16 protein-coding genes, 1 tRNA gene and 1 riboswitch are annotated in these 20160 nt (G+C 37.0%); of the genes, 3 read left to right on the top strand and 14 right to left on the bottom strand.

The annotated features are described in order from the left end of the window. Positions 1–78 precede the first annotated feature (78 nt). Positions 79–2382, bottom strand: a complete 2304-nt coding sequence (gene metE / locus CQ022_RS01435) for a 5-methyltetrahydropteroyltriglutamate--homocysteine S-methyltransferase (RefSeq protein WP_105682692.1) — start codon at positions 2380–2382, stop codon at positions 79–81. A 177-nt stretch (positions 2383–2559) separates the two neighbouring features. After that, positions 2560–2746: riboswitch (cobalamin riboswitch) on the bottom strand. Between the two features lie 195 nt (positions 2747–2941). Between metE and CQ022_RS01430 the strand changes: the two genes are divergently transcribed. Continuing rightward, positions 2942–3403: an Lrp/AsnC family transcriptional regulator gene (locus tag CQ022_RS01430; RefSeq protein WP_047422640.1), complete on the top strand. Its 462-nt coding sequence runs from the start codon at positions 2942–2944 to the stop codon at positions 3401–3403. An 18-nt stretch (positions 3404–3421) separates the two neighbouring features. Here CQ022_RS01430 and CQ022_RS01425 read toward each other — a convergent pair whose 3' ends face one another. From CQ022_RS01425 to CQ022_RS01400, 6 genes are all read right to left on the bottom strand, one after another. After that, positions 3422–4189 carry a LytR/AlgR family response regulator transcription factor gene (locus CQ022_RS01425; RefSeq protein WP_105682693.1) on the bottom strand — a complete coding sequence of 256 codons (768 nt, stop codon included), beginning with the start codon at positions 4187–4189 and terminating at the stop codon, positions 3422–3424. Positions 4190–4192: 3 nt separating this feature from the next. Then, positions 4193–5215 carry a sensor histidine kinase gene (locus CQ022_RS01420; protein WP_105682694.1) on the bottom strand — a complete coding sequence of 341 codons (1023 nt, stop codon included), beginning with the start codon at positions 5213–5215 and terminating at the stop codon, positions 4193–4195. Positions 5216–5281: 66 nt separating this feature from the next. Next, positions 5282–6022 carry a hypothetical protein gene (locus tag CQ022_RS01415; protein WP_105682695.1) on the bottom strand — a complete coding sequence of 247 codons (741 nt, stop codon included), beginning with the start codon at positions 6020–6022 and terminating at the stop codon, positions 5282–5284. A 209-nt stretch (positions 6023–6231) separates the two neighbouring features. Continuing rightward, positions 6232–6774 carry a hypothetical protein gene (locus CQ022_RS01410; RefSeq protein ID WP_105682696.1) on the bottom strand — a complete coding sequence of 181 codons (543 nt, stop codon included), beginning with the start codon at positions 6772–6774 and terminating at the stop codon, positions 6232–6234. Positions 6775–7202: 428 nt separating this feature from the next. Continuing rightward, positions 7203–7574: a VOC family protein gene (locus CQ022_RS01405; RefSeq protein ID WP_228421680.1), complete on the bottom strand. Its 372-nt coding sequence runs from the start codon at positions 7572–7574 to the stop codon at positions 7203–7205. A gap of 4 nt (positions 7575–7578) precedes the next feature. Next, the gene (locus tag CQ022_RS01400) at positions 7579–8439 is read right to left on the bottom strand and encodes an alpha/beta fold hydrolase (protein WP_228421682.1); all 861 of its coding nucleotides are present in this window, start codon (positions 8437–8439) and stop codon (positions 7579–7581) included. A gap of 275 nt (positions 8440–8714) precedes the next feature. Here CQ022_RS01400 and CQ022_RS22855 point away from each other — a divergent pair, with 275 nt between their 5' ends. Together CQ022_RS22855 and CQ022_RS22850 are read left to right on the top strand one after the other, a co-directional pair. Next, positions 8715–8858 (top strand): bacteriocin-like protein, encoded by a 144-nt coding sequence (locus CQ022_RS22855; RefSeq protein WP_002980068.1) that lies wholly within the window; start codon positions 8715–8717, stop codon positions 8856–8858. 27 nt (positions 8859–8885) lie between these two features. After that, the gene (locus tag CQ022_RS22850) at positions 8886–9032 is read left to right on the top strand and encodes a bacteriocin-like protein (RefSeq protein WP_165791654.1); all 147 of its coding nucleotides are present in this window, start codon (positions 8886–8888) and stop codon (positions 9030–9032) included. A 118-nt stretch (positions 9033–9150) separates the two neighbouring features. On the opposite strand, the gene CQ022_RS01395 is transcribed toward CQ022_RS22850, so the two are convergent. The 7 genes from CQ022_RS01395 to CQ022_RS01365 all read right to left on the bottom strand — a co-directional run bounded on the left by CQ022_RS01395 (position 9151) and on the right by CQ022_RS01365 (position 19997). Beyond that, a tRNA-Ser gene (locus tag CQ022_RS01395) sits at positions 9151–9235 on the bottom strand. Between the two features lie 216 nt (positions 9236–9451). Then, positions 9452–9946 carry a hypothetical protein gene (locus CQ022_RS01390; protein WP_105682698.1) on the bottom strand — a complete coding sequence of 165 codons (495 nt, stop codon included), beginning with the start codon at positions 9944–9946 and terminating at the stop codon, positions 9452–9454. An 81-nt stretch (positions 9947–10027) separates the two neighbouring features. Beyond that, positions 10028–10696, bottom strand: coding sequence for a hypothetical protein (locus CQ022_RS01385; protein WP_105682699.1), 669 nt, complete (start codon positions 10694–10696; stop codon positions 10028–10030). Between the two features lie 2 nt (positions 10697–10698). After that, entirely contained in the window at positions 10699–15501 is a 4803-nt protein-coding gene (locus CQ022_RS01380; RefSeq protein WP_228421684.1) for an RHS repeat-associated core domain-containing protein, read from the bottom strand. An 18-nt stretch (positions 15502–15519) separates the two neighbouring features. Beyond that, positions 15520–16776: a tetratricopeptide repeat protein gene (locus CQ022_RS01375; RefSeq protein WP_105682700.1), complete on the bottom strand. Its 1257-nt coding sequence runs from the start codon at positions 16774–16776 to the stop codon at positions 15520–15522. Positions 16777–16782: 6 nt separating this feature from the next. Beyond that, the gene (locus CQ022_RS01370) at positions 16783–18945 is read right to left on the bottom strand and encodes a type VI secretion system Vgr family protein (protein ID WP_105682701.1); all 2163 of its coding nucleotides are present in this window, start codon (positions 18943–18945) and stop codon (positions 16783–16785) included. 542 nt (positions 18946–19487) lie between these two features. Further along, positions 19488–19997 (bottom strand): DinB family protein, encoded by a 510-nt coding sequence (locus tag CQ022_RS01365; protein WP_105682702.1) that lies wholly within the window; start codon positions 19995–19997, stop codon positions 19488–19490. Positions 19998–20160 lie beyond the last annotated feature (163 nt).

The following is a 20160-nucleotide window of genomic DNA, read 5'->3' as shown; positions in this document are numbered from 1 at the left end:
ACTCTTTAAAAAGAAACAGATCGTGCCATAAAATCATGACACGATCTGAATTATTGAATCTAATTATTTTAAAGTTTTTTAAAGTGCGTATTCTACTGAGGCTTCTTTAGCAGCAGCTACCATTGCTATTAAAGCTTTTTCTGTTTCTTCCCAGTGTCTTGTTTTCAGTCCGCAGTCCGGGTTTACCCAAAGCTGGTTGGCAGGAATTACGTTCTGTGCTTTTCTCAACAGTTCAATCATTTCTTCTTTTGACGGAACCCTTGGTGAGTGGATATCATATACTCCGGGACCAATTTCATTCGGATATTTAAAATCTGCAAAGGCATTCAGCAGTTCCATCTGAGAACGGGAGCATTCTATGGTAATCACGTCTGCATCCATATCCGCAATATTTTCAATAATATCATTGAATTCTGAATAACACATATGGGTATGAATTTGCGTAGCATCTCCCACTCCACTTGCTGAAATTCTGAAAGCTTCCACAGCCCATTTCAGGTAGTTTTGCCAGTCTGCTTTTCTTAGAGGAAGCCCTTCTCTTATAGCAGGTTCATCAATCTGAATAATTCTGATTCCTGCTTTTTCCAGATCCACTACTTCATCACGGATTGCCAGTGCAATCTGCTTACATGTTTCTGAACGAGGCTGATCATCACGTACAAAAGACCACTGTAAAATCGTCACAGGACCAGTCAACATTCCTTTTACCCATTTTTCCGTTTGAGATTGGGCATACTGAGACCAATACACCGTCATAGGAGTCGGGCGGGAAACATCACCAAAGATCACAGGAGGTTTTACACAACGGCTTCCGTAGCTCTGTACCCATCCGTTTTTGGTAAACACAAATCCTTCCAGCTGTTCTCCAAAATATTCCACCATATCATTACGCTCAAATTCTCCGTGCACCAATACATCAATTCCGATGTCTTCCTGCCAGCGAATGGTTCTCTGAGTTTCTTCTTTTAATAAAATATCGTATTGCTCCGCAGTAAGTTCTCCCTTTTTGAATTTAGCTCTCCAGCTTCTTACCTCTGTTGTCTGCGGGAATGACCCGATTGTTGTAGTGGGAAACAAAGGAAGCTGCAGGACTTGCTGCTGTTCTTCTTTACGGGTTTTGAAGGTATTTATTCTTTGTGCATCCTTTTCAGTGACCGCATTTGATCTTTGTTTTACCTGATCATTGTGGATAAGGGAAGAGGTTCTTCTGCTTTCAATGGCTTTTTTATTTTCTTCAAATACTTCAAGAATATGTTCTTTTTCTGTTCCTGATACCAGCTCTTTAAGCGTTACCACTTCTTCTACTTTCTGTTTAGCAAAAGCAAGCCAGTTTTTAATCTCAGGATTAAGGTTCGTTTCAAAATCAAGATCGCAAGGAGAATGAATCAATGAACATGACGGTGCAATCAAAATCCTTTCAGAGCCTAATTTGTCAACAGCTTTTCTGATGAAAGACAATGACTTTTCAAAATCGTTTTTCCAGATATTTCTGCCATCAATTACTCCTAACGAAAGGCTTAGGTTTTCCGGAATACTATTCAAAATACCATCCAACTGTTCCGGATTTCTAACCAAATCGATATGCAAAGTGTTCACCGGAAGTGAAACAGCAAGCGATGCATTATCTTTTAATCCGTCAAAATAAGTGGCAACAATGAATTTCAGTTTCGGGAAACGTTTTCTTATTTCTGAATACACAGAAAGATAGGTTTCTTTTGCTTTCTCAGTTAAATCCAGTGCCAGAAAAGGTTCATCAAACTGAATCCATTCAGCACCCTGCTCCTGAAGTTTGGTTAAAATTTCCGTATATACAGAAAGAAGATTTCCAGCCAGATCCAGTTTATCAAATCCTTCTTCTTTTTCTTTTCCTAATAACAGATAAGTAACAAGTCCGATAATTACAGGTTTTGCATTGATACCCGCCTGTTTTGCTCCGGCAAATTCATTGAAAATTTTATCTGAGCTTAATTTAAATTGCTGGTTTTTATAAAATTCCGGGACAATGTAGTGATAGTTGGTATCGAACCACTTGGTCATTTCCATTGCTGTAATATCCAGCCCTTCTTTCTGATATCCTCTTGCCATCGCGAAATAAAGATCCAGCTCAGAATTGTTCTTTTTAAGCACCACCTCATGGTAACGCGAAGGAATTGCTCCTACTACAAGGCTCATATCCAATACCTGATCATAATAGGAAAAATCGTTGCACGGGATAAGATCTATACCGGCTTCTTTCTGAATATTCCAGTTTTGATTACAGAGAGTTCTCCCTGTATTCAGAAGTTCTTCCAAAAGAATTTTACCTGACCAATATTGTTCGCAGGCTTTTTTGAGTTCTCTTTTGCTACCAATACGCGGATAGCCCAGAATGTGAGTTTGCATTTTTTTAAACTTTTTAATTAAACTTAATAGGAAAGTGCTTTAAAATGCTTCGTTATGTTTTAGCGGAAGAAGTTTCAGGAAAGTAATGACATAGCAGACTGTGCATTTCCTTCATAAAGAAAAATACATGAATCTGATCTATCATCTGTATGACCCAAAAGCTTCAGCCCGCGAAAGCATTGTCAATTCAGTAAAGGCAGGTCTCCTGACTTGTAACAGTTTCCGTCATCCTTCCCGCTTTTGGCAGTGGATATACAAAGACAAAAACTTTTGGTGTGTTACTTACAGTTGCGCGACAGCTCGTGATTTGCACACGATTCCCTATTAATCTACCTTAAGTAAAACCTTTCCTGTTTGATGAAGTATCTATAAAGAACTGTACTTTTACCTTTAACAATTGTCATCAGTAAAAGTTTTTAATTTTGTGTAAAATTAGCAATACAGAATAAAAGCACAATAAATAAGGAAAAATTAAGCAAAATAAACTTTTAAAAATAAAAATAAAAGCATATAATTCTATATATTTGATTGTTTTAATCATTTAAAAGAATAATATTCTGTGGAACAACTCGATGATAAGGATGTACAGCTGCTCAGGCTGCTCCAGAAGAATGCCAAACTAACCGTTAAAGAACTTGCTAAAGAAGTGAACCTCTCTACTTCACCGGTTTTTGAAAGAGTAAAAAGGCTGGAACAGGAAGGGTTTGTTAAAAGATATGCAGCCGTTCTGGATGCTGAAAAACTCAACCGTGGATTTACCGTTTTCTGCCAAATCAAGCTGAAAATTCACGACAGATCTGTAGGCTATGACTTTGTAAAAGAAATTCTGGAGATTGAAGAAGTTGCCGAATGCTACAATATTTCCGGAGATTTTGATTTCCTTCTGAAAGTTCAGGTAAGAGATATGAAACATTACCAGGATTTCGTATTTAATAAACTGGGATCTGTAGATTCCATCGGGAGTACCCACAGTACATTTGTCATGGCTGAAGTGAAAAACAACCACGGACTCACCATTTAATTGAACAGGAAATCGGTTTTATTCTTCAATCCATTTTCTGAAAGCAGATGTATTGCTCTGGCTTGTAATAAGATGATCTTTCTGACCTTTTATCTGGGCGGAAAGTGTATTCTTATTGTAACGTTCTATTCTTTCAATATACTTTTTCTGAACGAGTGCACTCCGGTTGATCCTGAAAAAATCTGAAGCATTGAGCTGGGTTTCAATTTCTTTCAAAGTAGATTCATTCAACACGTGTTTTTTTCCTGCTGTGTCAAAAGCAAAGACAATCCCTTCTTCCGCTTCAAAGAACGTAATGTCTTCCGTATTGATAAAATAGATTCCCTGATGTGAGCTGACCGAAAATCGTTTCTTATAGTTTTTCTCCACAGGGCTGTTATTCAGCATTTGCTGAAGTTTTACCAAAACATCCTCCGGTTCTGATGCTGTATTTCCCAATAGAATAAATTTATCCCAAGCCTTTTGAAAACGGCTCTGCGAAAACGGTTTTAAAAGATATTCAATCCCGTTGCTTTCAAAGGCATTCATCCAGAAACTGTCATACGCGGTAGTGAAGATAACCGGACATGAAATATTCACCTGGTCATAGATTTCAAAGGCGTTTCCATCTAATAATTCAATATCAGAAAAAATCAGGTCAACCGCTGAGTTTTTAAGAAAAGCAATAGCTTCTTCTACAGTACTTATTTCCGAAACAATTTCCACGGGTTTTTCCAGTTCGCTGATGAAACGTTTTAATTTATTTCTTGCCGGAATTTCGTCTTCGATGATTACAACTTTTATCATATTTTATGCTGGAATTATGGGAATGACCACTGAAAATTCAGTTTCTGATTTTATAATTTCTACCTGCCGATCCGTTAACAGCGTATACTGCTCCTTAAGATTACTGAGCGCTCTTCCTGAAGTCTTTTTACTGTTTCGCTTGGGTATTCTGGTATTGGAAACCCTGATTTCTTTATCTATTTCTACGGTGATCAAAACAGGATTTACAGCTGTTCCCAGATTATGCTGAACTGCATTTTCAAGCAGCAATTGCAGGGAAAGCGGAATGATCTTCCCCGATGATCTGATATGATTTATTTTTAATGAATAAGCATTTCCATATTTATACTGTATCAGATTAAAATATTTCTCTGCAAATGCCAGTTCTTCTTCTACAAACACGGTCTTTTTATCAGAAACCTCTAAAACATACCGGTATATCTCTGCAAATTCATTGAGAAAATCTGATGCTTTGTGTTTATCTTCTTCTATTAACTGATCCAGAATGTTGAGATTATTGAATAAAAAATGAGGATTAAGCTGTGTTTTCAGTTGATTAATTTTACTTTCAGACAGGGCATGATCATAAAGAGCCAATTGTTTCTGATATTCCGTATTCTTTTTGTAGTAGCGGTATGCGAGAAAAAAACTTCCATAAATAAACCCTCCTATCAAATCTGAAAAGGTAGAAAGAATAACAACTTCCTGATTGAAATTTTTCTCCACTTTTCCAAAAATAACAGCAATCAAAAACCCTATTATTTTCATCACCAAAAGGTAGGTTAATAGGGAAAAGCTGAATATTTTAAGGATTTCAGCTGCACTAAACGTTGATGACTTTTGCCAGTTTTTAATGAAAAAATCAATCACAAAAAACAGGATACAGGCACTGATAAGAGTAACAACGGCCGCTTCAGGAGTAAAAATATACCAGTCCAGTGTTCGTCTTATTCCTATGCGGGTGTGAATAGACTGTACATAAGCAAACAAAAGAATAAACAGAAGGAAGTACCTGTTTTGATGCATCTGTTTCAAAATGGTTTTCATCAGTTTTATAAGGGGATTTTTTTACAAAAATAGCCCTATATTTTTACAGGGCTGTTTTTTGTATTATTATTTTTTCTTTTCCGGAAATGATGAGGTAACATTTCCGTTGTCATCTAAAAAGTCCAGTTTTGCTTCATTATTTTTATCGACACAGAATCTGGCTCTTGGTTTACCCTTACTGTCAAATAAGAACAGTCCGTTATGTTCATCTTTGGTTTTTCCAAGCATCATTCTTGGTGCACCTCCAATCAGTCCCTGTTGTTCATATTCTTTGTATTTTTTCTGAGCGGCTTCCGGATCTTTTATCTGATTCAGTTCTGCCATGATTTCTCCTGTTTTGAGTTGTGATTCTTTTGACGGACGATCATTAAAATAAAGTCCGCTGGAGACCACTCTCTTATCTCCTTTCTTATAATCCTGAGTTAAAATCTGCATGACCTGATCACCATCATATTGATCATAGGTAAGAGACAATCCCGAACTGTGGCCATTCTGATTTTTCTGTCCGTCATAAATAAAGCCTCCACATTCAATTCCGTCTTCATTGAAGAAAAGCATACCTGAACGTTTTTTTCTCGTTTTATTGGTAGGACTGCCGTTTATTTTATCTTCCCCTGTGGGAAATTTATCCACATTGGTAATGATCATTTTTACCGTACCGTCTTTTTCTACAATATTGATTCTTTCTACATCTATTTCAGTAAACTTCTGATTTCCGTCTTTTTTAAAGGCGGAAGCAGTTAAAAATACAATTCCAATGACCGCTGTAAAGGCAAATGCTCTTAAAAAAATTAATTCCCTGTTCATAATGTTATGTGTTACTTGTTTTGTTTTTGATAGGTCAAAGCTATGGTAACCCTGTTTACCATTCAATCAGAAAACAATGAACTAAGGAAATAAAGAAATAAATGAAGGATTTTTCCCGTTGAGTATATTTCATCAACCACTCTCCTTCCGGTAAATAAAAAAATCCGTCAAAGAATAACGGATTTACTATGATTATGGTTTTCTATTCATTAATTCGCTGCCGGATCAATAAGCGCAGTTGTAAGGCTTAATGATTTGAGAAGATTTTTACTGTCAAACAGCAATGTTGTATAGTGTTTTCCTTTTTTAAAAACCAATTTTGATCCTCCCGGAAATTCACTGTCTGCTCCCAGTTTTTGCGCCTTGGCATTGTATTTACTGAACTTTGTTTTACTATCCTGCAATGTACTTTTATTCAGGATAAGACCGAAAGGCAGTCCTTCAATAACTAGAGGTTTGTTATCTGAAGTGGTAAAAAACATTTCATTAACAATATTATCTTTCCCCAGACTGCAATAGAGTTCTAATCCTGTCTTCATTGGCCATTTCGCATATTTTTCTTCATTGGCATCTTCATAAAAAACAGTTTTTACGTTCAGTGCTTTTGATATTTTATCGGGAGTCTGCGGAAATATAAATTCTGAATTCTTGTCCAGTAAAGAATTTAAGGTAGCCGTTTTCTGAGAAAATACGCTTACACTTACTACCAGAAAAAAGAGTGTTGCAATAAAAGTGAATGGTTTCGTCTGCATGAGAATATTTTAATATTTTAATAATTTGATGGCTAAAGGTATTAAAATTACACTGTTTCCTTTCATAAACCTTTCATATTTTCATTATGTATTTTAAATAATTTGGTCTCCGAATGATTAAAATAACAGATTGTAACGGTCTCTGATATAAAAATCAGGGTTGTAAGACCTTAAATCTGGGATTAAAAGATCATCTTTTGTGGTCTTTTAAACATTTTTTCAGGTCTCTCAGATCAAATTTCCGGTTATATAACCCCATACGATATCGTAAAGACACAGGTGGAGAGGTTCAGAACCTTAATGATGTATTTGCAGACCACAAAAGATAGGTTATATCATGCAGAATGAGATTCTTCCTACGTCAGAATGACATTTGACTTTTGAGACAACCTCTTCTTATGCATTAAAGTATGATTAAATACCTTAGTTTATTTCTTTTGCTGCAAATTAAATACTGTACCCGCCGGATCCGTAATCCAGTGCATATCCTCAGGAAGTTCTTCAATTTCATCACAGGTTTCCACTCCATTTGATTGCAAATATTGAGTTGCTGCTTCCACATCAGGAACTGTAAGCTGTAACCAGGTTTCAGAATGGGTATAGTTGTCGACACAGTCTAACCAGATGATATTACTCCCGAATTTCACTTCATGGGTTCTGGAAACGGTTGGATTATTAATGGCCTTTTCCTCCACATCAAGTTTTAAAATATCCCTGTAAAAAGAAACGGTCTTTTCGTATTTATTTTTTGGAATTTTTATGGCGATATTAATTCCTGCTTCAAATTGGGTCTTCATCATCAAGCTATTTTAAAAAACTGTTCAGATAATTCAGAATCAATGTCGTCTGCATCATCAGACTCACATGGGTTTGCCCCGGAGCAACAGCCAATTGAGATTTTGGCATGGGTCCCATATCTGCAAAAACATCACCTCCCAATAATTTATAGGTTTTTGAAAGTTCTGTTTTATCCAATCCGTCATTATCACCGGCTATGATTAAAACAGGTACCGGAATTTTAGAAATATTCCCGTCACCAAGGTCGAAAGGCTGTCTGGCAGAAGCCATCATCTGTTCCAGAAATTTTGTCCATTTTGTTTTATCAGGAGCTACGGCATTATAAGCTGTATGCAGAGGACTGTTCGTAAAAAGATCAGGTTTCATTCCTTCAAATGCTTTATTTACTTCAGGCAGCCAGCCGCTGGTTTTATAGGTTGATGAAATGATAACCAGCTTGTTCAGTCTTTCCGGACTCTGTATCGCTAACTGATAAGCCACTTCTCCTCCAAAACTATATCCGGCCACATCGGCTTTATCAATTTTCAGATAGTCCATTACCTTGGTAACATCACTGGCCAAAGTAGCATGGGATAATTTCCTCTCTGAAAACGGAGTATGTCCGTGTCCCTGTAATTCAAGAGCGATGACTTTTCTGTTTTTTGAGAGCTCGGGGATCAATTCTCCCCAGTTCAAATCAATTGTCATGAAGGCACCATGCAGCAGCACAATAGGTTTTCCTTTCCCATAGACTTCATAATAAACTTTGATACCATTTACAGGGGCATAGCCACTTTCAGAGGGTTTTACTTTTTGTCCGTATAACTGTGATATTGTAAGAGCAATAGCCAGGACTAATAATGCAGAGCATTTGAATAAACTTTTCATAATATTATCAGATTTAGTGGATTAACATTTTAATCAAAATTAGCGAGTCATTATGAAACCAGACTTGCCACAAGACAAGATTTTATATCAATGAAATCAATTCCTTATAAAATCCGGGAATGAATCCTCTCCTTACCCATTACATTTTACATCATTTCAAAAAATAAGAGGTAAAATATCAAACAATCTATTGAATAAAATAAATATTTTCAAAATAATTCTACAACAGTTGATAAAAATTTATTAATTTCGGATAGAACTAAACCTAAATTATTATGAAAAATTTAAAGAAAATCGAAAGACAGGAATTGAAAACAATTAAGGGTGGAATTGACTGCAGAGGCGGCCAACTGTGCTTAATCGGTGGTAAGTGGCAATGTATGCCTTACGATGGATGTGGTGGTGGAAACCAGCCTTAGTTTTATGTTTAATACAATGACTTGACTATGAAAAATTTAAAAAAAATTTCAAGAGAGCAGTTGAAGACTACTAACGGAGGAGCATTAAGCTGTTCCGAAGCATGCTGCCCACCTCCGGGAATCAAAAGATGTCCTTGGGTGATTTGTGTAGCACCATGTGAGATATTAAGTTAAAAAGAACTGTATTCTCTCCAATAAAAGCCTGTAGTTCGTATGAATTGCAGGTCTTTTTGTTTTTAAATTCTATACAAAATAAAAAAGCTACAAATCAAAAGATCTGTAGCTTTTTCTGCGGAGAGTGAGGGATTCGAACCCCCGGACCTGTTACAGTCAACAGTTTTCAAGACTGCCGCAATCGACCACTCTGCCAACTCTCCTTAAACTCCGGTAGTACCGTTGTTTTCAGTGGTGCAAATATAGAAAGTTTTTTATTACCGACAAAATATTTTTTCAATAAATTTTGCATTTTTCCGGTTTTAAAGAAAACACAGCTTTCAAAAACAAGGAAAATGCGGGTATCAGGGACTCAACATCAGGTATTTAACTTCATGTATGAAATATTTAGCCCTTCAACCCTATTTTTCAATATTTATTTATCCGTAGTAATATTCGGTAGTAACATCTCCGCTAAAAGCCGGATGCATATCCTGTTTCTCCATATGCAGCTCAAATACTCTTTCGCCATTTTTATTTCCGCCCCGTATTTTTAAAGCATACCATCCATTATCTAAGGATAAAGTAATGCTGTTTTCATCATTAATAGAGGTAATATCTTTCAAATAACCGATGCCAACAATTTTCACTTCATTATTAACCGTCTGAAAAACCCAGCCTCTGGACTCTACTTCTACCTCATCATCATTCAAAATCTTTTCATCATTTACAGAGACCCGGAATGCATAATGGTCTTCTTCTACCCCTATTATCGGAATCGCAATTCCTGATTTTGTTATTTCATCCCCATGTTCATTTTCTACAAAATATTTTAAAATATTATTACCCGGGAGATTATGTTCCTGCAGGTATTTTGCTAAAAGTTGTGGACTAAATATCACGAAACCTTTACTTTCGGAGAATATTTTTTTCATATATAGATTGGATTTGGATTATATATTTCAACAGTATTACTGTGTTTTTGAGCCCTTATTAATTGTACCTCAAAGTAATGCTCAGCTCTTTCTTGGAATTCCAGATAAATAATGGTCTAGTTCTATGAGAAAATCATTAATGATGACCACTACTTCTTCTACATTTTCCAAAAATATTTCCTGATATTCTCTTGGAGGCTTATTTAAATTATAAACGATTTCGGAATAATCATACTTTGACAATCCCATATAGATATAGTAGGGTTTTTCCCAATTCCGGTTGTAGGTTATATCTATAAAAAGCTTTCCTCTTGTTGCTGAAAAAATCAGTTCTCTATCATCATATCCGTCGTTGTTTCTTTTCAGGTTATTATAAATGATTGTCCAACTGGAAATTTTTAATGGAATAAGATCTTTTTGTAACGGATTGAGGTATTCTGATAATAAATCGTAGAATTCATCAATATGATGACCTGTTTTTATCGTTTTATAAATGTTTGTAGCATCATCATTTCGCCATTCTCCTAAAGATCTGGATAACACACATGTATCAAAAGAATATCCCACGTTGCTATTTTCATATGAAATAGAAATTGTTTTTCCTGTAATGTGATTTACGGCACTCAATAATAAGGTATTATCAAAAGGTATATCCAGTATATTGTAATTCTTATCTATAAAGACATTTGCATCAATACTCCACCCTCCTTCAACCTGAATTCCGTTGTTTAATATTCCTTTATCTGTCATTGTTATCGGTAATTTGCTTTTTTTATATAATTAGCGGCATCTGCTGCTGAAATCGGATGACTGTGTATGGTACCGGAAGCTACTTCCACTCTCATGAATCTTGTTTTTTCGCCCATATTATATCCTATATCGGTAGGATGTTCATAAATATAGTAAGTAACCCCTCCATTCGGTACTACATTCCCTTTCCTCATTGCATCAAATGCAGCCTTTTTCTCAAAATTTTTGAAGTTATCTTTCACTACATCCGGGAAATATGATCCTTCAGGTTTACCTCCTACTCCTTTAATACTTCTGGCTTTGGCATCTTCCATAGAAGTCGCCTGAATATGTTTGGTAGCATGTACAGAAGGTGGTGTAGGTCTTTTTGCATTGATAATTGAGCCTCGTTCTGCTTTTCTTCGTGACCATCCTCCATCAACCTCCATCAATCCCAGCGGATCAATTTCGGAATTGCTATCATGCGTATAGGCATACAGATTAGGATTATCTCCAAGCGGGCCTATTGGATCCTGAGAAAGATAAGTCCCATTTTTCATATCATAATACCGGAATCTGTTGTAGTAAAGTCCAGTCTCTTCATCCTCATACTGCCCTTGCTGCCTGAAAGGAATAAAGGATTCTTCTCCCTTTACATTTTCAACTCTTCCAAAAATATCATATTCTGCGCTCCATACCAGATTTCCCTCTTCGTCATAAGCCTGAACAGGTCTCCCTATATAATCTGAAATAATGGATGCCTTTCTGTTTCCTTCTATCTTTGCAGATGGTACATGGCTTCCTGTCTCATAAATCCAGGTTACTAAATTCTCTACAGGTTCTTGTTTAACGATGATATTACCTTCATCATCAATTTCAGTTGCAGGAATTTCCTCAATATCATAATTCCATTCATGTAAAAGAACGTTGCCATCCCAAATATAACGAGTTATTTTCTGCCCACCAATTTTCGAAGTTCTTCTGCCCAGTGCATCATATTCAAATTGTACTTCCTTCCCATCCGGACGTTTTACTTTAGCCAGCATTCCATTGGCACTCCAGGAGTAACTCCAGTCTCCAGACTCCCATTCGGGGGTTTGTACTTCTGTGGATAAATCATCATTCACATTGGGTAAAAGAGTTCCGGATGGCATTTTCGAGGGGCTAAGCCAATCTGAAGCAATGGCTTTGTAATAAGGATGAGTATTGTTGGGTTCTTCCAAATGTTCCGGCCTTGCATTATTGATTACCCGTTTACTCTTTAATAATAAATTACCTTCTTCATCGTAGTGATAAAACCAGTTTTTATCCCGCATCAGCTTTCCGCCTTTGTCATAGATACGGTCAGTACGTTTTGTACTTTCATATAAGCAGCCGGTTGCATCAGGATTTTTATGCTGAACTTTTCCGTTGGAATATTCTGCAGCGGTAAGACTTCCGAATGCATCATAATCAAATTTTGTTCTGCTGCCTTTCACTTTGTCAAGGATATTCAGCAAACGGCTTCCTTCTCCCCATATATAATCTTTATGGAAAGTAGTATTTGTTTTATTAATGGTTACTTTCTGACTTACAGGCATTCCTGTATGATCGAATTCAAAAGTACTGTCTATACCGCCTGTCATTTCACGAGAAAGGACTTGTTCATTCTTACTGATTTCAATATTCATCTTCCAGGGCAAGATAACTTCTGTGGTAGCTGCAGAAATATTTTTGAGCTGTCCCAGATCCGTATAAGAATAATCAATTTCCGCTCCCAGGCTGCTTTTGAGACCAGTGAGATTTCCCTGGTGATCATATTCATACAGAACAGAATGTTCACCCTGTTTTTCTTGAATAATTTGTCCTAATGGGTTTCTCTGAAAACTTACGCTGCTATCTTCGTTATCCGCTTTAATAAGCAATCCTGAAGTATCATACTGATAGGCTTCCCAGGTTCCATCCGGATAATCAACCTGCGTTATTCTTCCCGCCAGATCATATTCATAGAAAATGGTATTTCCACGAGGTGTTCTTCTTTGAATAATTAAACCGTCCTTATCACGGACAAAGAATTTTTTCTGTCCTTCAAAACCTGTTTCTCCTATGATCTTGTTATTATAATCTCTTTCAAAGGCATAGATTTCTCCTTTTTCATTGGTAATGCTCATTAAGTTTTCATAAGCATCATATCCAAAGGCTAGTGTTTCTTCTTTTTTATTGGTAAGGGCATTCCGGCGAACCTGTTTCTTGAGACTTCCCATTGGAGTATAGCTCATGAGCCATTCTGCGCGGCCATCTGTGGCGTACACCGGAAGATCATAGGCATCGTAACGAAGTTTTATCGGTAACTGCCCCTGTTCATTCATTTCAATTACCCGTCCCATTTTATCTCTGTTCCACAGGGTTCTGTTGAAGGGTTTCGGACTGAAAACCAGCAATCTTCCATATTCATCATATTTCCAAAACTGTTCAGTCCCGACCGTATTCATCAGCTGAATAAGCTGGCCTCTCTTATTATATCCGTAAGATGTTGTAACATGTTCTCTGATACTTTTTTCGGGAAGCCTTTTCCCATCAGCATATTCATAACATACATTTTCTTCTGCCGCATCTGTATGGCTGATTAGTCTTCCATATTCATCATAATTCCATGTTTCAGAAACGCCTGAAGGGGAAAAACGGGCAACAACCTGTCCAAATTCATTGTACTGGTAATGATATTCTTCACCATCAGGGCTGTGAAAAGTCTTGATATTTCCCATTTCATCATAGGTATATCCCTGAACACGTCCTTCGGGGCTTCCTATCATTTTCAGTTCATTGTGCGCTGTAAAGTCATACCATGTTTCCCCGCCTTCTCCATCTACTTTTTTATAGACAAGAAAATTATCATCGTAGTAATACCGTTCTGTTTTATTATGCTGTTTGGGATAGATCACTTCTGTAAAGCCTTCTTCATCATCATAATGAAAACTTCCTTCCATATATCCGTCCAGACCTTTAGTATATATAACTCTTCCTTCTTTATCATATTTCCAGATATAGCTCATCCCATTTCGGTTGGTTCTTCTTACAATCTGATTGTTTCCATCATATTCAAAGACCATTGCTTTTTTGTGAATATCCCAGACATGAGTAAGATTTCCCCGATCATCATAATCATAACGAACCTGCAGATCTCTTTGTTTTTTATAACAGTAATAAACTTCTGATATCTTTTTATGTTCAGGATGAATAACTGTTTCTATACTAGATTCAGTACCAACATCTTTTATTCTTTTCAAAATAATATTTCGATCTTCATATTCGTATTCACGAATCGTTCCGTCACCATATTCAATCCGGGTTACTTTATATACCACTCCTTCTGTGGCATGATGAAAACGTGAATAGGTATAAATATCCGTTCCCTTACGAACAATCCAGATACTGCTGCTTGGTCTGTACTGCCAGATTTTATGATCTCTGAAATACGTCATTTCATCCCCTATTTCAGGTACAGGAATAAGCATCGCCATATTTTCTTCAGGATGCATCCAGCCGGCAAATTTATTATGCTCTTCAGGAAGGATAAACAGATCATGATTATTAAAGACACCATTTCCTAAAGGACCAGAATCATAAGGTCTGTCGCTATGCCATATATTTTTCCAGAGTAAAGGGGTATTTCCCTGGATTTCAAAATCATCCCACTCAAAAAACATAGCGCCCGTTGCAAAATTAACAGGTTCAAGCCCCCAATGGCATAGTTTTTTGGATAAGGCATTCGAAAATTTGAACTTATTGAATGGAGCTTTTTTAAGAACACTGTTATTCAGCTTCTTTAAACTATTAGCTCCCATTTTGCCTATTTTTTTGGTAAGGCTTCTCATTAAAAACATCCCTGCAAGACGCATCAGCATTTCTCCCGGGGTATACACATGAGGAACAAAAGCACCGCCCACCAATACAGGCCCACCCGTATTGATCTGAATATACATGCTTGAGAAGTTATTATAGAAAGCAAAATAAGCCAGTGGATTTTTCTTTGGTTTATCCGGCATTGCGGGCAGCATCGTCATTCCGAAAGGGAATCCCATACAGGTTAATACCTGCTGAGGCTGGTTTCCGCTCATTTTACTTCCTTGTGCCAGAACGGTCTGTGAACCGTAATATACTTCTCCTTCGTGCGGAGCTTCCTGGGGAAAAGGAATGAGATATACCGGAATAAGTGAGGTGATATGTCTGAATGGGATCACCACTCCCATAACACTGGTTGTGGTGGTTGCTTTATGTCTTCCGTGAACATATATTGAACCGCCCATGGGAATACTTTCCGGAAGTGACGGCATCAGGTTTCTTGCAAATTGGGGAATGGGAATTGTGATGGTAATATAATCCATAATGTCGAAAACAATTCCTATAAACGGATGTGGCAACGGTAACGGGATCAGCATAAATGAAGGCGGCGGCGGAATGAGAGTCCAATGGATGTCAATCGCCAGTACGATATCGAAATGCTTACTTGTATGCTGAATGGCCGTGGAAGGCATTGCTGGAGTATTCACTTTGATCAGTTTCACTTTGCTTTCCGGAGCTGCTTTTTCAGCAGTCACAGCGCTATCTCCATCACCTCCGCTACTGCTGTTTTCCTGTTTACTGCTATCTCCTCCCGCAATAGACTGAACCATGGAAACAGGATTCAGGGAATCAAAATTATTTTTCATTCCGTTCTTCCATCCTTGTTTGGTTTTATCCCAGCTTACCGAAGTAACGTCTGCATTTACCTTCAGAGAGCGATCCGGATTCATATCCGGTTTTGCCACTTTGATGGGTTTTACTGTTTTTTTATTCAGATCTGCCATGATTCTTTTAATTTGAGATTACCCTGCTTTTGGTTTTTCCACACTTACCTTCCATTCATCACCAAAATAAGTCTTCATTTCGCTGTCTAATATTCTTTTTTTATCTGTATCCCCTTCATATTTGAGAATAAGCATTGAGGCTACAAACCTCAGGCTGCTCTGCTCTCTTGCCGAAGGGTTCATCAATTTTGCTATGCCGATACATTTTTCAAAATATCTGATCATTTTATCTTTTGTCAAAACGGTATCATTCAGTGTACCAATGATTCTGTAACACTCAATAGCCATTGCATATTCTTCTATTTTCTGAGCAGTTTCTGCAGCTTTTTCAAATATTTTCTCTGCCCTGGACTTTTTGGAATTCCCTAATAAATGACTTCCATAATTCATATACATCTGAACTTCCAATGGTGAATCCCGCTCTACTTCTTCCAATATAATCCGGTAGGTATCTTCAGCCTTATCCTTTTTTCTATCTGCTATATAAGCCTGAGTAAGCATAAAATAAGCTGAAATCTCTCCCTGTTTGTTCTTTTGTTCTTTGGCAAGCTTCACCGCTGTTTTCAATGCATGCTCCGCTTCTTTGAATCTTTCTTTACTTAAATGATTACTCGCTATAAGGATCTGCTGTTGAAAATCCGTATCCGGGCTATTCTTCTTACGATTGGTATGAGCAGCCGTATTCTGCATTAACTGGTGAATGTCTACTTCCACTCTGAAACGGTGTGCTGAAGAGATATTGGGTAAGGTTCTGTAAGTATGATGTTCTGCCCAAACCAGTTTAATATCTTTATTTTCCGATGCTTCACAGATTCTGCACCATTCTTTCACCCACAAAGACAGCTCTTCGGTATCAGTGATCCTAAGCGGAGCAATGTAGATGTATATTTTAGAATTCTGAATCGTAGGAAAGTTTTTCTTTAGCTCCAGAAGAGGATAAAATGCCTTATAAGCATCTGTTTTAAAATTTTCTTCCGGAATTTTCAGATCCCATTGCGGAATATTTTCTTCACTTTTCTTCAGCATTTCATAAAACTCAGTCCATTCATCCAACAAGGTTTGTCCGAAAGCGTTCATTCCATTAAATTCCTGATAGTGAAGTAAAAATATATCATCTTCTTCATCTTCAGAAAGTTTTGATTTGATAAATCCATCAAAAAGATCGGTTTCATGTTTTTCTCCTATACAGATCAGCATAGGCTTTTCTTCATTCTTTGAAACAACTTTCTGCCATTGTCTTTTTAATTTTACCAACTCCAGGTCTACAGGATTCATCTGTTTTTAGTTCAGTTTTACAGTTCCACTTACAATATTTGTCTCACTTCCTCCACCAACATTGATTTTTCCTCCGCTGCTAAGATTTGCTTCCGTATCACCTCTCATAGAAAGCGTTTTGGTGCCGATATCCAATGTATCAGATTTGATTCCGATGCCTGAAGTGGGATCACCGTCTTCAGGGCCTACCCCAACACCAATACTTGATGTTCCGCCTACTCCAATATTGACTCCCTGTACAAATACTTCTTTTCCTTTAATCTGAATATTTCCGTCTTTATCCATGTAAATGGAACTGCTTCCACAATTCAGGGTGATAGAAATTTTACTGTCTATCGTTATATTTCCTGCACCATCCAGAAAAACAGAATTTTGGTCTTTATCCTTCACTGTAATTCCTCCGGCATCGTCCAGACTCATGGTATGTCCGCTTTTACTGCTTAAGCTTTTGATATTATTTCCGGAACCGCCACCACCGCCAACTCCACCATGGAACATTCCTCCCATCACAAACGGACGGTCAGGATGCTGATGGGCAAAGTTGACCACTACCTGATCACCCTCTTCCGGAATGGCCATAAATCCACGGTTTTTACTTACTTTTTCGCTGCCTCCACCATCGGGAGTCATTACTCTGATATATTCTGTCGTAGTAGAACCATTCTGCCAGTCGAACTGAACTTTCACTCTTCCCTGGTTTAAAGGATCTGTATTGGAAATTACCTTGGCAAACTGAGCATCTGCTTTCGGCGTGTGAAACTCCGGACGGGGAATAAATCCTGTATCAGAAGCAATGGCTTCAAATGTTCCTGTATAATATCCTCTTGCGTCTACCTCGTGATACATATCGGTAATCATCAGCTTGGTAAAGTAAGTGGTTTCACTGCTTTCGGCTTTTCTCATTTCAATATCAGCAATACAGCCCGGATAAAGAAAAGGAACTGTTGTAATGCCTGAAATAACAAATACTTCTGAGGCTTTACTTCCAGCAGTTCCTTTTTGAGAATTTTCCACATCCATGAAAGACACCGCTTTTATCGGAGCTACTCTTAAAGATGGAGTGGTAAACGTTTTTTCTGAAATTTCATACGCTCTTTTTGCAATATCTGAAGTGTGACTAATCTTTGAATTTCCGGCTGTTAGCTTTTCATTTTTGCTGCTGTTGTAGCCATAAAATGACGGATTTACATGCTGAGCCTTCATTTTTATCTTGACATCACTCACACTGCTTCCATAGGTAAGGTTTACAGGTTTTTCCTGAGGAGGAAGTTTCCCGAAATGAAGCACCTCACCATCATAATAAAATTGTTCTCCATAGGCTTCTGCAATTCTGGCCAGATAGTTATAGTGGGTTTCTTCATATTGTGAACTATAAGAAACGTTTCCATGGGCTGCATCTACTCTGAAATCAAAGGAATTTTGTCCCAGTCCTTCTTTTATCACCTGATCTGCAATGCTGTTCAGACTGATTTCTTGTGCTCCGCCAAAGCTTTGAATATGAGGGGCAGCATCTAAAAGAACAGTCGGACTGAAACCTGTAAGAACAATATTTCCCAGACTTCCTTTTTCCTGGCTGAAACCTACTTCTGTGATTACGCCTACAAAGTTTCTTTCGGGACCGTCTTCAACATCTTTATACCTGAAAATCACGGTAATTCTTTTTCCAAGAAAGTTTTGAGCTTCTTCCAGATTATGGTTTTCTGAACCTCCTAAACTATCATGAGCCAGCATCAAATCAAATTCATGATGCTTTACAGCACTTTGTTTTAACTGAAAATGCTTGAAATGCTTAATTACTTTTCCGTCAATTACGATTTCAAGTTTTACCACACGATTGATTCCGGCTACCTGATTTCCCGGGATGGTATTGGCATTATAAATTCCTGAGGTTGGCTGTTTCGCCCATACTTTGTCTTCTACGAGTGTAGGAGGATTGGGTTGTTTAACCTGATTCATAAACATTTGAGAACCGTTTTGAACGATTCCTGTATAAGCCTGGGCCTGAGCCATTTTTTCTGTAGCTTTCTTAATGGTTCCGCTCGATTTTTCCTGCACTTCCTGAGCAGCTTTGGTGACTGCCTGATCTGTCAGTGTTTCTTTAATATTCTTTACAGCTGAAATTTTATCTTTAGAAACAGGCATTTTGGGTGAATGATCGTCCTGAAACATAATTGTAATATTTTGATTGATTGGGTGTCAAATTTTTTTAAGCCTAAAATATATCTGTACACTACGTTCAGATATATTTTCATTATCCATATTCTATTTGTAAAAGAAAGTATGGATATTGAGGTCAAAACAGGGCATATAGTAATGGTGAAAAAGAACTTCACCTCCCTGTTGAATTCAAGATTTCTCTTGATATTATAATTGTAATATGCGGATTTTAATCATGATTAATTTTTTGTAATTGGATTGATGGTATTACAAAGATAAAACGGTAATCGCTATTCAAAAAATTTTCGATACTCAATCTGAAATTTTGTCGTAGTTCTACGACTTTTAAGCAATAATTCTAAAGCAAATGATTAAAAAAAAGAAATAAATAACTCTATATCAAATAAATATTTAACAATTTTTAATAAATGAAACAAAATAATTTATCACTTGAAATAGAAATAAATCAAAAATGAAAGAACTTTTAACAACAGAAAACCAGCTGTACGATGACAGTTGGTTTGTATTTTAAATATCGATTATCTTAAGTTTTTTTACTCCTGCAATTTCACACTAATCTCCTGCACATTCTCTGCAGAAAGCCCGTAAAGTTGTGGTGTTTTTACCTCCAGAAGATTCAGGTAGATATATAATTCTGCCCTGTGGTGGATTTCATGCTCTATCATTGCCCGAAGCCATTTCCATATAGAAATTTCACTATTGGCCGGAGTCAGGCATTTCCTCGTAAGATCTTCATCAGAAAGCCCTTTGATAATATCCAGAGTCTGTCTGTGCATTTCGTTGAAAAACTTAACTGTATTTTCATATCCGTCGGCAAGCTCTTTTCCACATCCCGGATAAGCACTTTTTCTTCCGCTAATGGTCTCTCCATACATATACCTTTCAATAGTGGCAATATGTCTGATCTGATCACCAATGGTAAATTTTCCTGGTTTATAGGAAAAATCAATATGTTCGGGAGGAATAACTTCAATAATACGATGTGTTCTTTCCCTTATTTTTCCATAATAATCAAGGAATGATTGTACAGTTTTTATTTCCATATCTTTTGCTTTATCTGGTCTTTTTCTATAGAGTGAATATAAGAATTCTCATGATATAAGGTTTTGGTTTTTATCATAAATCATTCATAATATTAAAAAATCCCACATAAGTGAGTATAAAATTTGGAAGCTTATTAAATAACCAATATTTTAGTTAAAAAAT

The organism is Chryseobacterium culicis, assembly GCF_002979755.1.
Lineage (GTDB): Bacteria > Bacteroidota > Bacteroidia > Flavobacteriales > Weeksellaceae > Chryseobacterium > Chryseobacterium culicis_A.
Note: the sequence above shows the minus strand (reverse complement) of the source record. Positions and strands in the feature narration are given on the sequence as shown.

Coding starts and splice junctions, on each gene's coding strand:
- CQ022_RS01370 (WP_105682701.1), bottom strand. CDS start 18,945: ATGTTTCAGGACGATCATTCACCCAAAATGCCTGTTTCTAAAGATAAA.
- CQ022_RS22850 (WP_165791654.1), top strand. CDS start 8,886: ATGAAAAATTTAAAAAAAATTTCAAGAGAGCAGTTGAAGACTACTAAC.
- CQ022_RS01390 (WP_105682698.1), bottom strand. CDS start 9,946: ATGAAAAAAATATTCTCCGAAAGTAAAGGTTTCGTGATATTTAGTCCA.
- CQ022_RS01365 (WP_105682702.1), bottom strand. CDS start 19,997: ATGGAAATAAAAACTGTACAATCATTCCTTGATTATTATGGAAAAATA.
- CQ022_RS01375 (WP_105682700.1), bottom strand. CDS start 16,776: ATGAATCCTGTAGACCTGGAGTTGGTAAAATTAAAAAGACAATGGCAG.
- CQ022_RS01425 (WP_105682693.1), bottom strand. CDS start 4,189: ATGATAAAAGTTGTAATCATCGAAGACGAAATTCCGGCAAGAAATAAA.
- CQ022_RS01420 (WP_105682694.1), bottom strand. CDS start 5,215: ATGAAAACCATTTTGAAACAGATGCATCAAAACAGGTACTTCCTTCTG.
- CQ022_RS01385 (WP_105682699.1), bottom strand. CDS start 10,696: ATGACAGATAAAGGAATATTAAACAACGGAATTCAGGTTGAAGGAGGG.
- CQ022_RS01400 (WP_228421682.1), bottom strand. CDS start 8,439: ATGAAAAGTTTATTCAAATGCTCTGCATTATTAGTCCTGGCTATTGCT.
- CQ022_RS01380 (WP_228421684.1), bottom strand. CDS start 15,501: ATGGCAGATCTGAATAAAAAAACAGTAAAACCCATCAAAGTGGCAAAA.
- metE (WP_105682692.1), bottom strand. CDS start 2,382: ATGCAAACTCACATTCTGGGCTATCCGCGTATTGGTAGCAAAAGAGAA.
- CQ022_RS01410 (WP_105682696.1), bottom strand. CDS start 6,774: ATGCAGACGAAACCATTCACTTTTATTGCAACACTCTTTTTTCTGGTA.
- CQ022_RS01405 (WP_228421680.1), bottom strand. CDS start 7,574: ATGATGAAGACCCAATTTGAAGCAGGAATTAATATCGCCATAAAAATT.
- CQ022_RS22855 (WP_002980068.1), top strand. CDS start 8,715: ATGAAAAATTTAAAGAAAATCGAAAGACAGGAATTGAAAACAATTAAG.
- CQ022_RS01415 (WP_105682695.1), bottom strand. CDS start 6,022: ATGAACAGGGAATTAATTTTTTTAAGAGCATTTGCCTTTACAGCGGTC.